At 59.6% G+C, this 15,205-nt stretch carries 14 protein-coding genes; 11 read left to right on the plus strand and 3 right to left on the minus strand.

From position 1 onward, the window contains the following. The first annotated feature begins 38 nt into the window (after nt 1-38). On the plus strand, nt 39-620 hold the full coding sequence (gene dcd / locus AACW18_RS11485) for a dCTP deaminase (protein WP_043134827.1): 582 nt from the start codon (nt 39-41) through the stop codon (nt 618-620). A 361-nt stretch (nt 621-981) separates the two neighbouring features. Continuing rightward, the gene (locus AACW18_RS11490; protein WP_042654775.1) at nt 982-2,454 is read left to right on the plus strand and encodes an inorganic phosphate transporter; all 1,473 of its coding nucleotides are present in this window, start codon (nt 982-984) and stop codon (nt 2,452-2,454) included. 731 nt (nt 2,455-3,185) lie between these two features. On the opposite strand, the gene rne is transcribed toward AACW18_RS11490, so the two are convergent. Continuing rightward, nucleotides 3,186-6,392: a ribonuclease E gene (rne, locus tag AACW18_RS11495; protein WP_218388718.1), complete on the minus strand. Its 3,207-nt coding sequence runs from the start codon at nt 6,390-6,392 to the stop codon at nt 3,186-3,188. A 413-nt stretch (nt 6,393-6,805) separates the two neighbouring features. On the opposite strand from rne, the gene rluC reads away from it, so the two are divergent. Together rluC and AACW18_RS11505 are read left to right on the plus strand one after the other, a co-directional pair. Then, nucleotides 6,806-7,750 carry a 23S rRNA pseudouridine(955/2504/2580) synthase RluC gene (gene rluC, locus AACW18_RS11500; protein ID WP_218388719.1) on the plus strand — a complete coding sequence of 315 codons (945 nt, stop codon included), beginning with the start codon at nt 6,806-6,808 and terminating at the stop codon, nt 7,748-7,750. Then, nucleotides 7,750-8,397, plus strand: a complete 648-nt coding sequence (locus AACW18_RS11505; protein WP_218388720.1) for an HAD family hydrolase — start codon at nt 7,750-7,752, stop codon at nt 8,395-8,397. Before rluC ends, AACW18_RS11505 begins: the two co-directional genes overlap by 1 nt. Before the next feature lie 72 nt (nt 8,398-8,469). On the opposite strand, the gene AACW18_RS11510 is transcribed toward AACW18_RS11505, so the two are convergent. After that, nucleotides 8,470-9,051, minus strand: coding sequence for a Maf family protein (locus AACW18_RS11510; protein WP_218388721.1), 582 nt, complete (start codon nt 9,049-9,051; stop codon nt 8,470-8,472). A 200-nt stretch (nt 9,052-9,251) separates the two neighbouring features. Between AACW18_RS11510 and AACW18_RS11515 the strand changes: the two genes are divergently transcribed. Beyond that, nucleotides 9,252-9,908, plus strand: a complete 657-nt coding sequence (locus tag AACW18_RS11515) for an START domain-containing protein (protein WP_218388722.1) — start codon at nt 9,252-9,254, stop codon at nt 9,906-9,908. A 25-nt stretch (nt 9,909-9,933) separates the two neighbouring features. Here the strand turns inward: AACW18_RS11515 and AACW18_RS11520 are convergent, their stop codons facing one another. Beyond that, entirely contained in the window at nt 9,934-10,305 is a 372-nt protein-coding gene (locus AACW18_RS11520) for a hypothetical protein (protein ID WP_042654769.1), read from the minus strand. Nucleotides 10,306-10,644: 339 nt separating this feature from the next. Between AACW18_RS11520 and yceD the strand changes: the two genes are divergently transcribed. From yceD to fabG, 6 genes are all read left to right on the plus strand, one after another. Further along, entirely contained in the window at nt 10,645-11,166 is a 522-nt protein-coding gene (yceD, locus tag AACW18_RS11525; protein WP_084228411.1) for a 23S rRNA accumulation protein YceD, read from the plus strand. Between the two features lie 21 nt (nt 11,167-11,187). Further along, nucleotides 11,188-11,355 carry a 50S ribosomal protein L32 gene (rpmF, locus tag AACW18_RS11530; RefSeq protein WP_081966227.1) on the plus strand — a complete coding sequence of 56 codons (168 nt, stop codon included), beginning with the start codon at nt 11,188-11,190 and terminating at the stop codon, nt 11,353-11,355. A gap of 9 nt (nt 11,356-11,364) precedes the next feature. Continuing rightward, a complete protein-coding gene (gene plsX / locus AACW18_RS11535) occupies nt 11,365-12,384 on the plus strand; it encodes a phosphate acyltransferase PlsX (RefSeq protein WP_042654768.1) in 1,020 nt (339 codons plus the stop codon). Between the two features lie 7 nt (nt 12,385-12,391). Next, on the plus strand, nt 12,392-13,351 hold the full coding sequence (locus AACW18_RS11540; RefSeq protein WP_218291420.1) for a beta-ketoacyl-ACP synthase III: 960 nt from the start codon (nt 12,392-12,394) through the stop codon (nt 13,349-13,351). A gap of 66 nt (nt 13,352-13,417) precedes the next feature. Further along, nucleotides 13,418-14,353, plus strand: coding sequence for an ACP S-malonyltransferase (gene fabD, locus AACW18_RS11545; RefSeq protein ID WP_218388723.1), 936 nt, complete (start codon nt 13,418-13,420; stop codon nt 14,351-14,353). Nucleotides 14,354-14,366: 13 nt separating this feature from the next. Then, nucleotides 14,367-15,101 (plus strand): 3-oxoacyl-ACP reductase FabG, encoded by a 735-nt coding sequence (gene fabG, locus AACW18_RS11550; protein WP_042654765.1) that lies wholly within the window; start codon nt 14,367-14,369, stop codon nt 15,099-15,101. Nucleotides 15,102-15,205 lie beyond the last annotated feature (104 nt).

Raw genomic sequence — 15,205 nt, forward strand, 5'->3', positions numbered from 1 at the left:
GCTTTTTTAAATGAATCATTTAGCAGGAGAGTCGCCCAATGCGTCTTTGTGATACCGATATCGAACGCCATCTGGATGAAGGCAAGATCGTCATTGAGCCGAGGCCCGGTGTTGAGCGGATCAGTGGCGTCAGCGTCGATGTGCTGCTCGGCAACGAGTTCCGGGTGTTCCGCGATCACACCGCCCCCTATATCGACCTGAGCGGCCCGAGCAGCGAGATGGCCGATGCCATCGATCGGGTGATGAGCGACGAGATCCACATTGCGGACGGTGAGGCCTTCTATCTGCACCCGGGTCAGCTGGCCCTGGCGGTGACCTACGAATCCGTCACCCTGCCGGCCGATATCGTCGGCTGGCTGGATGGTCGCTCCTCCCTGGCCAGACTGGGGCTGATGGTGCACGTGACCGCGCACCGCATCGATCCGGGCTGGTCCGGTCGCATCGTGCTGGAGTTCTACAACGGCGGCAAGCTGCCGCTGGCGTTGCGCCCCAAGATGAAGATAGGCGCGCTCAACTTCGAGATGCTCTCAGGCGCCGCCGCCCGTCCTTACAACAAGCGGGAAAATGCCAAGTACAAGAGCCAGCAGGGGGCGGTGGCCAGTCGGATGAATCAGGACTGATTGAGTCTCGCATACTGCTAGCTTGTAGAGGGTACCCAGGTGCCCTTTTTTCATTTTCTGGTCAGGTGCCATGATGCTTGGCATCGAGGTCCTCGCCGTCGCCACAGGGCGAAACCGCAAAATCGGTTGCGGGGAAAGAGCGAAAAAACGGGTTCTCATAGATGAATTGGGGTTGATTGAAACCTATCCAGAAGGGAGAGGAGGGGTTTAATTAATCTCTGACAAGGCGCATTCCCACAGGCCCTAAGACATTTTCTGACGGAATGCCCGTTTTTTTTCTTACTGAAATATTTCAACAACGGGTATGGCGCATCGAGCCTTCTGGCATAATCCGCCGCAACTCATAAACAGGTTCGTTTTTATGTTTGAAATGTTTAGTGGTTTGGGTTTGTGGTGGTCAATCGGTTTGGTATTGGCCGTTTTTTTTGTGCTGGCTTATGAATTCATCAACGGCTTTCACGATACCGCCAACGCGGTAGCAACGGTTATCTATACCAAGGCGATGCCCGCTCATACGGCGGTAGTGGCTTCTGGTCTGTTCAACTTTGCCGGGGTCATGATGGGCGGATTGGGGGTGGCATACGCCATAGTCCATCTGTTGCCCATCGATCTGCTGCTCGGCATGGATTCCACCCAGGGTTTGATCATGGTGTTCTCCCTGCTGTTCTCTGCCATCGTCTGGAACCTGGGTACCTGGTTCTTCGGCATCCCGGCATCCAGCTCGCACACCTTGATCGGCTCCATTCTGGGGGTCGGTGGTGCCTATGCCTGGCTCAATCACCAACCTCTTACGCAGGGGATCAACGTCGGTAAAGCCATCGACATCATGCTCTCCCTGATCATCTCTCCCACCGTGGGGTTCATCATCGCCGCCTTGTTGCTGTTTGCCATGAAGCGCGTCTGGCAGGGCAGCAAGATCCATAAAACCCCGGAAGAGCGTCTGCTGGTGGACGGCAAAAAGCATCCGCCGTTCTGGGCCCGTGTGACCTTGATTTGTTCCGCCATGGGCGTGAGCTTCGTACATGGCTCCAACGATGGCCAGAAGGGCATAGGTCTGGTGATGCTGGTGCTGATCTGCATGGCACCTGCCTACTTCGCGCTGGATATGAGCAGCCGCTCCTACGAGCTGGATCGGACCCAGGACGCCAACCAGCGCATCCTGGAGATCTACCAGCGCAACCACGAGCAGGTGTCCCAGGTCGTGAACTTCAGCGTGCCGGCGCATGCCCAGCAAGAGCTGATGACACACTGCTCCGCCGGTGAGGCGCTCGAGGCGATGGCCACGCTGGATAACCGTCTCGGTCAGGTGCGTACCTATGAAGAGATGGACTTGACCGACCGCCGCGAAGTGCGTCGTCTGCTGCTCTGCATCGACGACACCGCCCGCAAGGTTTCCAAGTTGCCGCTGCCGGCCAAGGAGCTGACCGATCTGGCCAAATGGCGCAAGGATCTGACCGCGACGGCCGAATATGCACCAACCTGGGTCATCGTCTCCATCGCCCTGGCGCTGGGTTGCGGTACCATGGTGGGCTGGCGCCGTATCGTCTACACGGTCGGTGAGAAGATTGGCTCTTCCGGCATGACTTACAGCCAGGGGATTGCCGCCCAGATCACCGCCGCGGCCTCCATTGGGGTAGCCAGCCTGACCGGCATGCCCGTATCCACCACCCATATCCTCTCCTCTGCGGTGGCGGGGACCATGGTGGCCAACAAGTCAGGGCTGCAGAGCCAGACCATCAAGACCATACTGCTGGCCTGGGTGCTGACCCTGCCGCTGACCATGTTGCTCTCCGGTGGCCTGTTCCTTATCAGCAACAGCCTGTTTGGCAACTGATAGCAGATAACCTGACTGAATGACGAAGGGCCTACGGGCCCTTTTTTCATGCCTGCTTATCAGCAATGGTGTGCGCTACTTAGTGATCGAATCAGACTATATGCCATCAAACTAGCTTTGTGATACACAGATAAACACCCCCGACCTTACCTCCATCAACACCCTCGGCAAAACCCTGCCACCACGCCAAGGGATCACCTCCCAACGAGAGCTTGAAAGGGCAGGAGCACTCAGTGCTGGCTCCTCTTGCGCTATGGTGCTTGAGCGTTGAGATATGGTGATGATGGATGGGCGTCAGCCTCGTTTCCAGATAAGGCCGTGCTGTTGCCTGGAAGAGGCATCTCGGTTCAATGGGGCGTACCGCACCTTATCACCCGGCCAGAGAGACGAACGTTATGTGTCAGCACCTGTGGGCAGGCTAAATGAAAGAACAGGGAGTGAGATATGGAGCTAATCCTGCGGTGGCGCCTATGTGGGGAGAGGCTGTGTGCCGGATACCTCGCGGGAAGACGCGCGTGAGCAGGCCGCAACGACTGTATGACCGGGGCTGATGTGCATCCCGATTGCAGGCAAGACACCATTCAGCAGCGACGCCAGAGCATAGTAGGACTAAGAAGAGGAAAGACGGAAGATAGGGGGGAGACGGATCTACTGAGGGGATCTCGGCAGCCAGGCAAAAAAAAGAGCCACACAGGGTGTGGCTCTTTTTATCAGACTAGCGAACTAGCAGATCAGGGACGACCCGCCGGGCTGGTTGCCACGTTGACCGCAGCAGTGCTGCCAGCGTGACGGCCAGAGCTGGCGACTTCGTTGCGAACCAACGGTGCCTGCTCGACCGGCTGCTCAGACTCAGGCTGAGCAGGGGCCGCAGCCGGTGTCGCCATAGGCGCAGAGGCTTTGCGAGCTCGCGCCAGAACACCTACACCCTGATCGACCGGTTTGGTCGGGGCAGCCACGGCGGCCTTGGCAACGGTCTCGACCTGAGGCGCGATCACTGGTGCGGGCTCAGCGACGGGGGCGGCTGCAACTTCCTCAACCGGCAATGCGGCTTCGGTGCTGACAGCAGGTGCCACTTCCACGGCGACAGGAGCAGGAGCAACCTCGGCGATGGGGGCCTCAACCATAGGCGCCTCTTCGACGACCACGGCAGCAGCGACTTCGACTTCCGCCACAACCGGCTCGGCAACGGGTGCTACCTCTGCAACGGGCTCGGCGACAGCCTGGACTGCCTGGGCAACCACTGGTTCAACGACGGGCTCAACCACAGTCGCAGCGGCCTGTTCACGGGCTTCTTCCGCCACGGCTTCCGCGACCACGTGCTCGGTCAGGGCGGCAGAGGCTTGCAGCGCGGCGGCAACGGCTTCGGCGCTCGGGATGGTGATGACGGGTACCGCAGGCTCTTCCACTTTAACCTGAGCTGCATCCGCCTGAGCGGCCGCAGTCAGTTGAACGTCAGCCTGGGGCTCATCATCACGCTGGCCACGTGCATCTTCGTTGATGCGCTTGCGACGCTGGCCTTCGATACGCTGGCTGCGCGGGGTACGACGAGAGCGGCGCTGACCGTCGGTCTGCTCCTCTTGCTCACCGGCCACAGCCTGCGTCTCGACGACGTCATCCGCCTGCTCGTCCACCGGCAGGGCAGGGGTATCGGCAGCGACGACATCGACACGAACCTGCTTGCGCAGTTGACGACGTTCGCGGCGCTCGGCCACCTTCTGCTCTTTCTCCTGCTGCGGCTCGTCATTGACGATGGCAGCATCAAGCTGAACGGCTTCTACCGCTTCAACGACCACTTCGGCACGAGGTTCACGCGGAGCACGGGGTTCGCGAGCCGGGCGCGGGGCGCGGGGTTCACGTTCCTGACGCGGTTCACGAGGTTCGCGATCTACACGCGGTTCGGTGCGTGCTTCGCCACGGGGCTCGCGCTCCTGACGGGGTTCACGATCCATGCGCTGTTCGCTGCGTGCTTCACCACGGACTTCACGTTCCTGGCGCGGCTCGCGCTCTTTGCGCGGACGACGGTTGCGGCTCTCGCCACCCTCGCGGTTGGCGGTACCTTCACGCTTCTCACCCGCTTCCGCAGTGTTGCGGTTGCTGCGGTTGTCGTCGCGACGGGGACGCTGACCACGGGCACGGTTCTCATCGCGCTGATGACGGTGACCGTCATCCTTGCGATCTTCCCGTTGCACGGCCGGCTTCTCGGCAGCAGGGGCCTTGACATCGGCAGGGGCGGCGTCGGAACCGAACAGACCGGAGATGGCCTTGCACAGTTTGCCGAACAGACCCGTTTCGGCGACAACCGGTGCCGGCGCGGCGACGGGAGCCGGCGCGACAGGCGCGGGTTGGGGAGCCTGCACGAAGCCTTGCAGCAACGGTTGCTCGCGCTCGATCACCTGAGCCTGCTTCGGCTGGTAGACCGGTTTGGCAATCTCGGTTTTCAGCTCGTAGCTGGCCGCTTCCGGGACTTCATTCTGACGAATGCGGGTCACTTCGTAGTGCGGGGTTTCCAGATGCTGGTTCGGAATGATGTACAGACGCACTTCATTACGCTGTTCCAGACTGGCGATGGCGGTACGCTTCTCGTTGAGCAGATAGGCGGCGACATCGACCGGCACCTGAGCATGAACCTGCTCGGTGTTGTCCTTCATGGCCTCTTCTTCGATGAGACGCAGGATGGACAAGGCCAGTGATTCGTTGTCACGGATCACACCCTGACCCTGGCAGCGAGGGCAGATGTGGCTGCTGGACTCGTTGAGGGAGGGGCGCAGACGCTGACGGGACATCTCCAGCAGACCGAAACGGGAGATCCGTCCCAGCTGGATGCGGGCTCTGTCCTGGTGCACGGCTTCACGCAGACGGTTTTCCACTTCGCGTTGATGGCGAACTGGCGTCATGTCGATGAAGTCGATGACGATCAGACCACCCAGATCGCGCAGACGCAATTGACGGGCAATTTCGTCGGCCGCTTCCAGGTTGGTCTGCAGCGCCGTCTCTTCGATATCGCCGCCCTTGGTGGCGCGGGAGGAGTTGATATCGATGGAGGTGAGCGCTTCGGTCGGATCGATAACGATGCTGCCGCCGGAGGGCAGACGCACTTCACGCTGGAAGGCCGACTCGATCTGGCTCTCGATCTGGAAGTGATTGAACAGAGCAACTTCGCCCTTGTACAGCTTCACACGGTTGAGAAAATCGGGACGGACCAGCTCGATGTGAGACTTGGCACGCTCGAAGATGACCGGATTGTCGATCAGGATCTCGCCGACATCGCGACGCAGGTAATCACGGATGGCGCGCACGATCACGTTGCTTTCCTGATGGATAAGCACCGGAGCGGAGCGGTTCTGTGACGCCTTGTGGATGGAATCCCAGTGGTTGAGCAGAACGTTCAAGTCCCATTCCAGCTCTTCCGGGGATTTACCCACACCGGCGGTGCGCACGATGAGGCCCATGCCGTCCGGCACGGTCAGGCCACTCAGGGCTTCTTTCAGTTCTGTCCTTTCATCACCCTCGATGCGACGGGAGATACCACCGGCACGGGGGTTGTTCGGCATCAGCACCAGGTAGCTGCCGGCCAGGCTGATAAAGGTAGTGAGGGCTGCACCCTTGGTGCCACGCTCTTCCTTATCAATCTGGACGATCACTTCCTGACCTTCGCGGATCACTTCTTTGATGTTGGGACGACCCTGATAGGAGTAACCGGAGGGGAAGTAATTGCGGGCGATTTCCTTTAATGGTAGGAAACCGTGGCGCTCGGCGCCATAGTCGACAAAAGCAGCTTCGAGACTGGGTTCTACGCGGGTGATTTTACCCTTGTAAATGTTCGCTTTCTTCTGCTCGTGTCCCGGACTTTCAATATCCAAATCGTAGAGCTGTTGTCCGTCAACCAGCGCTACGCGCAGCTCCTCTTCCTGAGTCGCGTTGATTAGCATTCTTTTCATTGAGTTCTCATTATTTTGTCATTTTGATTCCTCCACAGGGTCCTGCCGGTGCCGGCCTCGGGTCTTCAGCATGCTTGGGCAACCTCCCGGTTGGGGCATGCATGAGGCGCAAACTAAGGGCACTCTGGTTCTGCCTTCTCGAGAAGGCGTGAATTAAGGATACCGATGTGGAGACAATTAAACCGGTTCTGTTTGCGTTCTCCATGCGTTGTACCTCGCACCCGGGAACCGTCATGTTCTTGTATACACGGTGTTTCGGGATTGGGTGGCATAATTTTTGGCCACTTAGTACAAGGCTTGAACACAATGACAAAACCTTGTTTATTATCCCATTTAAACCACTTTTATAGCAAGGTGCCATTTTTTAACAAAGCATGCAGCCAAGGGGCACCGGCAGTGTTAAAATCCGCGCCATGACACAGATACATCAACAAGTGCAGCTGCTCACCATCGAAGCTGAGCATGAAGGGCAGCGCATCGACAATTTTCTCAAGACTCAGTTAAAGGGCGTCCCCAAGAGCCTGATTTATCGCATCCTTCGAAAAGGAGAGGTGCGCGTCAACAAGAAACGCATCAAACCCGAATACAAACTCTGCCCAGGTGACGAGGTGCGGGTTCCGCCCGTGCGCGTTGCCGAGAAGAACGAATTGCCCTCTGCCAACCTCGGCAGCATCCAGCGTCTGGAGAGCCAGATCCTGTTTGAAGACGAGGCCATGATAGTGCTCAACAAGCCGTCCGGCATGGCCGTGCACGGTGGCAGCGGCCTGAGCTTCGGGGTCATCGAGGGGCTGCGAGCCCTGCGCCCGGAAGCTCGCTTCCTGGAGCTGGTGCACCGCCTCGACCGCGACACTTCAGGCGTCTTGCTGGTTGCCAAGAAGCGCAGTGCCCTGCGCAGCCTGCACGAGCAACTGCGGGTCAAGACCATGCGCAAGCAATATCTGGCGCTGGTGCGTGGCCAATGGCAGTCCCACGTCAAGGTGGTCAATGCGCCGCTGCGCAAGAACGATCTGCAATCCGGCGAGCGGGTGGTGCGAGTCAACAGTGACGGCAAGCCATCCGAAACCCGTTTCCGGATCGCCCGCGAATTTGCCGAGGCGACCCTGGTTGAATGCAGCCCCATCACCGGCCGCACCCACCAGATCCGGGTCCATACCCAGCATGCCGGCCATCCCATCGCCTGCGATGACAAGTATGGCGAAGCCGCCTTCGACGAGAAGATGCGTGCCCAGGGCTTGAAACGGCTGTTCTTGCACGCCTGGAAGCTGAGCTTCACCCATCCGGCCGATGGCCGCGAGATGCAGGTGGAGGCGCCACTCGCTCCCGAGCTCGACAACTTCCTGAACAAGCTGGCGCGCTGATGAAGGCTATCCGGCTCGCCATCTTCGACTGGGACGGTACCCTGATGGATTCGGTGGGCCGGATCGTCGCCTGTCTGCTGGGGGCTGCACGGGATTGTGGCGAACCCGTGCCGACGGCGCAGGAGACGCATCAGATCATCGGGCTCAGCCTCGAGGTCGGCATGCCCCGACTGTTCAACCTGCCCCAGGGCGGCGAGCGGGCTCAGGCCCTGATCGCCCGTTATCGCCATCACTACCTGCATGATGACACGCCGAGCCCGCTGTTTGCCGGGGCCAGCGACTTGTTGCATAACTGGCATGAGCAGGGTATTGCGTTGGCGGTGGCCACGGGCAAGTCCCGCCGTGGCCTGGACAGGGTACTGGACGAGACGGGGCTGCGCCCCTTGTTTGCCGCCACTCGTGGCGCGGACGAGGCGAACTCCAAGCCCGATCCCCTGATGCTGGTGCAGATCCTGGATGAACTGGGGTTGGCCCCTCATCAGGCGCTGATGATAGGGGATTCCGTCCACGACATGGCGATGGCGGAGGCGTTGCAGATGCCGCGCCTCGGCGTGACCTGGGGCGTGCACGACAGGGCCCGGTTGGCCGAGCATCATCCCGTCGCCATCGTCGATACCATGGAGGCGCTGAGGCAACAGCTGAGTTGATCGGCCTGCTTATCTACTCATCGTAAAACGGGAGCCTTGGCTCCCGTTGTTGATCTCGGCGCATGCCGTGGCTTAGGGCAGGGCCAGACCATGCAGACCCAGCAGCTCGATCAGGCCGATGAGGGGGAGGCCGATCAGCGCATTGGGATCCCGCCCCTCCAGCCCCCTGAACAACACTATGCCCAGCCCCTCGCACTTGAAGCTGCCGGCGCAATCAAGTGGCAGCTCAGCCTCCACATAACGGTGGATCGCGGCCTCATCGAGGTAGCGAAAGTGCACGGTGAAGGGTTCGACCAACTGCTCAACCTGACCGCTTGCGGCATCCAGCACGCACAAGCCGGTATAGAAGGTGACGCTCTTGCCCTGTGCCGCCATCAGCTGCGCCACCGCCTTCTCCACCGTACCCGGCTTGCCGAGAATGCGGCCGTCACACACGCACACCTGATCCGAGCCGATGATCAGCCCCTGCTTATGCTGGCTGGCAATGGCGCTCGCCTTGGCATGCGCCAGCCGGGCGACCAGCGTCTCGGCCGATTCCCCGGGCAGAGGAGTTTCATCGACGGCGGGGGAGGCGCATTGAAACGGCAGGCTGAGCTTTTCCAGCAGTGCCTTGCGATAGCGAGAAGTGGAGGCGAGGATCAGGGGCGTGCGCATATTTTGGTGATATCCATCTATAAATCAATTGGTTGATTCTACCGATGTGGGGCGATCAGCACAAATCAACGGAGACATCGCAACCCGACGGTGCCGGCGCTAACTGCCCACGCCGCGGCCATGCGGAGGCGTGGAGAGGTCGTCTCACAGACCACCGGAAAAACGGCTATAAGCATAGGGTAATGAGGCGGGAGAGACCGATGACTAGATACGGAGTACTGGCCCTGATGCTGATCTCCCTGGCGAGCTGGGGGCAGGGGTGGCAACGCCAGCAGAGTGAGGCGGGGGTGATGCTCTGGACCCAGCCCCGTCCCCCGTCCCCCTTCCTGGCCCTGCGCCTGGAGATGCGGGTCATGGCGGATCCCGCTGCGCTGCTGGCCGTGCTGCGGAACACCGCGCGTCATCGGGAGTGGTTGCCCCAGAGTCGCGAGGTACGGCTGCTGGCAAGGTCCGGCCCCGATGACGATCTGGTCTATACCCGACTGGAATCCCCCTGGCCGGTACAGGACAGAGAGCTTATCACCCGTTCTCATCTGAGCAGACGGGCCGACTGCGGGCTGGAACTCAAGGTGTGGGCCGAGCCGGATGCCTTGGCTGCGCGTCCTGGTCTGGTGCGGATCCGGGCCAGTGCCGGGCGCTGGGAAGCGTTGCCACAACAGGATGGCTCTACCCTGATCAGGCTGGAGACCTATACCAACCCAGGCGACAACCTGCCGGGCTGGCTGGTCAATCCGATGGCTGTCAAGGCGGCGCTAGCCAGCTTTCAGGCCATCCGGCGATTAATGGAGGCGCAACCCCGATCAAAGTCTCAAAAGAAGCTGCTGGGTGGCAGTAAACATTGTCCTGCCACTCCCTGAGGGGGAAAGGAAGGTGCGGTTGCGATCAGTCACCCATAACCAGCACGGGGCAGGTGGCGGGGCTGTCAGGAGTGCTCGCGATCACGGACTCGATGCGATAGAGGCCGTCGTAATCTGCCGCGGCCCCCTCGCTGTCGGCGTTATCTTCGAAATGACCGGTTACCTCGACATAGATCGGCTGATGGTCGCCCAGTTTACTGACCTTGTCCCGCAAGGGTTGCAGCACGCTTTTCTCGCCCAGCACCCAGAACGCGTTGTCCGAGCCGCAGGGAATGAAGGATTCGACCTCGCGCTCCCAGTAATAGTGGCCGGTGGCCTTCTCTTCGGCGAATGCGGGTAGCAGTAAGCTGCCAACTGACAGCAACAGGGCGAACGACCAGGGGATCAGGCCTTTCATGGGCACACTCCAGATGATGTCCTTATAAGATCCACCCTTATCCTAAGACAGAGCACAAGACGCTGTAAGGGTGTTTTTTGACCAGTGCGTCAGGTTCAGTCGAGGGGGAGGGCCGCGCGGTCGTCCGCATCAGCCTGGATCTGCTCGCTCAGCATGCCCCTGCTAGTGCGTTGCCACTGGATCGTGCAGGATCCTGTGTGGGATCCCGAGGTTTGTGGCATAATCAGCCACCGATGAACACAAGTTCCTGTATTCAGGGGACCTGTGCGGTTAAAATCATCGGCGGTAAGGACTTTTTCCTTTGACTATCCCTTGTTGGACCTATAATATTCGCGCCCTATGCAAAAGGTGAAGTTGCCCGTTAAGGTTGATCCAGTCCGTAATGCCTTGAAGCTACTCGACTATGTCGGGATAGTGGAAAAGTCGCAGATGCCCAGATTGGAAGCGTCAACCGAAGGCTTGCGAAGTGATGTGGATGTCACTGTGCAATTTGGTAAAGATATCCAGCATTTGACCGTTATGAAAGGCACTGCCCATGCCAAGGTCAATCTGGTTTGCCAACGTTGTGGAGAGGCATTCGAACACCTTTGTGAAGCTGATTTTATCTACACTCCGCTGTTTGAAAAAACAAACGAGGAAGAACTGCCGGAAGCTTATGAGCCCATTGAGTTGGATGAAAACGGCGAGATAGATCTTCATCAAATCCTGGAGGATGAACTCATCCTCTCGTTGCCTCAGGTAGCAATGCATCCAATGGATGTTTGCCCGCGAGGGAACATGGAGATGACCTGGGGTGATATCGAACCTGCTGATGAGCGGCCGAATCCCTTTGCAGTTCTTGAAGAGCTCAAACGTAAGTGAATTTTTAGGAGTTAGCCTACCATGGCCGTACAACAGAACCGTAAAACCCGCGCCAAGCGTGGCATGCGTCGTTCCCACGATGCACTGACCGCAGCAGCACTGACTGTTGATCAGACCAGTGGTGAAATCCATCGTCGTCACCACGTGACTGCCGATGGTTTCTACCGCGGTAAAAAGGTAATCGCTTAAGGATTGCCTTTGTCTACGCAAACTGTCGCGCTAGACATAATGGGGGGAGATATTGGCCCCTCGGAAACAGTGCCTGCCGCCGTGCAGGCACTGTCTCTTCTGCCTCAGCTCAAACTTATTCTGGTCGGTGACCAACACCAGACCGCCTCCCTGTTACAGCAACATGGCTTGCTGACTCATCCCCGCGTTCGTATCGTGCATGCTTCACAGGTGGTGAGCATGGGCGAAAAACCGATCGTGGCGCTGCGTACCCTGAAAGACTCCTCCATGCGTGTGGTCCTGGATCTGGTCAAGGCCGGTGAGGCCGATGCCTGCGTCAGCGCCGGCAATACCGGCGCCCTGATGGCCATGGCCAAGTGTGTTCTCAAATCTCTGCCCGGTGTCGATCGGCCTGCGCTGATCAAGGCGCTGCCAACCCTGGGTGGCAAACGCACCGTGATGCTGGATCTGGGGGCGAACGTGAGCTGCGATGCCGACACCTTGCTGCAATTTGCGGTGATGGGGTCAGTGGTGGCGGAGCGGGTCGAGGGGATCGCCTCACCCCGGGTGGCGCTGCTCAACGTGGGGGAGGAGGAGATCAAAGGCAACGATCTGGTGCGCCACAGCGCCGAGCTGCTACGGCAGTGCAGCGCGCTCAATTTTGTCGGCTTCATCGAGGGAGACAGGATCTTCAGCGGTGAATGTGACGTCATCGTCTGCGATGGCTTCGTCGGCAATGTGGCGCTCAAGACGGCCGAGGGGGTGGTGCGAATGATGGCCCAACTGGCCGGATATCCCCGCAAGAAACGCAGTTTTCTTGGCCGGATCGCCGGATTTATGTTCAAACGGCGTTTTTCTTACCTGAACCCCGACCAGTATAATGGCGCAAGTCTGTTAGGATTGCGCGGCATTGTGGTAAAAAGCCATGGGCGGGCCGAACGGCGCGCTCTGTGTAATGCGATCCTGCTCGCCGCACAAGAGGCCAAGCATCAGCTTCCATTGCAAATAGCAGATCGCCTTGAATCTGTCTTTTCCGACAGGGACCTATAAGAACTCTATGCATAGCAAAATTCTGGGTACTGGCAGTTACCTGCCGAGCTCGGTGCGTACCAACGCCGATCTTGAACAGATGGTTGAGACCAGTGACGAATGGATCGTGGAACGTACCGGGATCCGTGAACGCCGCATCGCAGGGGCCGACGAGACAGTCGCCACCTTGTCTCATCAGGCTGCCTTGCGGGCACTGGACGCGGCGGGCCTGACGGCTGCCGATCTGGACATGATAGTGCTGGCCACCACCAGTGCCGAAAATGCCTTCCCTGCCGCCGCCTGTGAACTGCAGGGGCTGCTCGGGGTGCCGGGGATCCCGGCCTTTGACGTGGCCGCCGCCTGCGCCGGTTTCACTTACGCCCTCGCCATCGCCGATCAGTTCGTCAAATCCGGTGCGGCCCGCCATGTGCTGGTCGTGGGGGCCGATGTGCTCTCCCGTATGTGCGATCCGAAAGATCGCGGCACCATCATCCTGTTCGGGGATGGGGCAGGGGCCGTGATCGTGGGCGCCAGCGAGACGCCGGGGATCCTGTCGACCCACTTGCACGCCGACGGCCGTTATGGCGAGCTGCTGAAGCTGCCGCAGCCCCGTCGCGGCATGCCGGGCGCCGAGCTCGAAGCCTACATGTATATGAAGGGCAATGACGTGTTCAAGGTGGCGGTTACCCGTCTGAGCGAGATCGTGACCGAGACCCTGGCCGCTGCCGGCATCGATCCGAGCGAGCTCGACTGGCTGGTGCCGCACCAGGCCAATTTCCGCATCATCAACGCCACCGCCAGGAAGCTTGGTATGGGGTTGGACAAGGTGATCCTGACCCTGGATCGCCATGGCAACACCTCCGCCGCCTCCGTACCCATCGCCTTCGATGAAGGGGTACGGGATGGCCGCATCAAACCGGGTCAGCTGGTGCTGCTGGAAGCCTTCGGCGGTGGTTTTGCCTGGGGTTCGGCGCTGGTGCGTCTCTGATACCACGCGGCGCCCGGATGTCGGGTGCCCGCATAGCGATTTCGTCTTACCTTAAAGGAATCAATGATGACCCAATTTGCCATTGCCTTCCCTGGACAAGGCTCCCAGAGCGTCGGCATGCTGGCCGAGCTGGCCGAGCAACACGTCGTGATTAAAGAGACCTTCGCCGAGGCGAGCCAGGTCCTGGGTTATGATCTGCTCAGCCTGGTGCTGGACGGTCCGGCCGAGGATCTGAACAAGACCTGGCGCACCCAACCCGCGCTGCTGACCGCCTCCGTCGCCCTGTGGCGCCTGTGGCAGCAGCAGGGTGGGGCCACTCCCGCCGTCATGGCCGGTCACAGCCTGGGCGAGTACTCCGCCCTGGTGTGCAGCGGTGCCCTGGACTTCGCCGATGCGGTCAAGCTGGTCGAACTGCGTGGCTTGGCCATGCAGGAAGCCGTGCCGGAAGGCACCGGCGCCATGGCCGCCATCATAGGTCTGGACAACGAGTCCATCGCCGCCAACTGCGAGAAAGCGGCGCAGGGCCAGGTGGTCTCCCCGGTCAATTTCAACTCCCCGGGCCAGGTGGTGATCGCCGGTCATAAGGAAGCGGTCGAGCGTGCCAACCTGCTGATGAAAGAGTCCGGCGCCAAGCGTGCACTGCCGCTGCCGGTCTCGGTGCCGTCTCATTGCGCCCTGATGCAACCTGCCGCCGAAAAATTGGCAGCGGCGCTGGATGGGATCGAGATCAAGGTTCCAACCATCGCAGTCATCAATAATGTCGACGTATCCTGTGAACAGGATCCGGCCGCCATCAAGCAAGCCTTGGTGCGTCAGTTGTTCAGCCCGGTTCGCTGGACCGAAACGGTCGAGCGGATGGCGAACGACGGCGTGACCCTCGAGATCGAGATGGGACCGGGCAAGGTATTGACCGGGTTGGCCAAGCGCATCGACAAGCGCGTGGAAGGTATCCATGCCAACGATGCCGCCTCATTCGAGCAGGCGCTGGCCCAGATCAAGTAAACAGGAGCGAGTCATGAGTTTTACCGATAAGGTTGTGTTGGTCACCGGTGCCAGTCGTGGCATCGGCCGTGCGATTGCCGAAACTTTTGCGGCCCGTGGCGCGAAAGTGGTGGGGACCGCGACCAGCGAGAGCGGTGCCGAGGCCATCAGTGCCTACCTGGGTGAGCAAGGCTGTGGCATGGCGCTGAATGTGACCAGCCCAGAATCCATCGAAGCCGTCTTCGCCGCCATCAAGGCGCGCTTTGGCGACATCGACATCCTGATCAACAACGCGGGCATCACTCGCGATAACCTGTTGATGCGGATGAAAGATGATGAGTGGAACGAGATCATCGACACCAATCTCACCTCTCTGTATCGTCTGAGCAAGCCGGTATTGCGTGCCATGATGAAGAAGCGTCACGGCCGCATCATCAGCATAGGTTCCGTGGTCGGAACCATGGGCAATGCGGGTCAGGTCAACTATGCTGCCGCCAAGGCGGGCCTGGTTGGCTTCACCAAGTCGCTGGCCCGTGAAGTGGCATCCCGTGGTATCACGGTGAATGCGGTGGCGCCCGGTTTTATCGAGACCGATATGACCAAGGCCCTCAATGATGAACAGCGTGCCGGTATCATGAATCAGGTGCCTGCCGCCCGTTTGGGTGATCCGAAAGAAATTGCTGCCGCTGTGGTATTCTTGGCGTCTGATGACGCTGCTTATATCACCGGCGAAACCCTGCATGTTAATGGCGGGATGTACATGGTGTAATCAATTTGTCGTGAGATCTGTTCAAATTTGCGATAATACGCCGAAGTTTGGCGAATTTCGTGGTTTGACCAGCGGCAAGCTACTTGCAAACTCACGTCAATTGA

The sequence above is a fragment of the Aeromonas sp. sia0103 genome (genome assembly GCF_963895295.1).
Lineage (GTDB): Bacteria > Pseudomonadota > Gammaproteobacteria > Enterobacterales > Aeromonadaceae > Aeromonas > Aeromonas encheleia.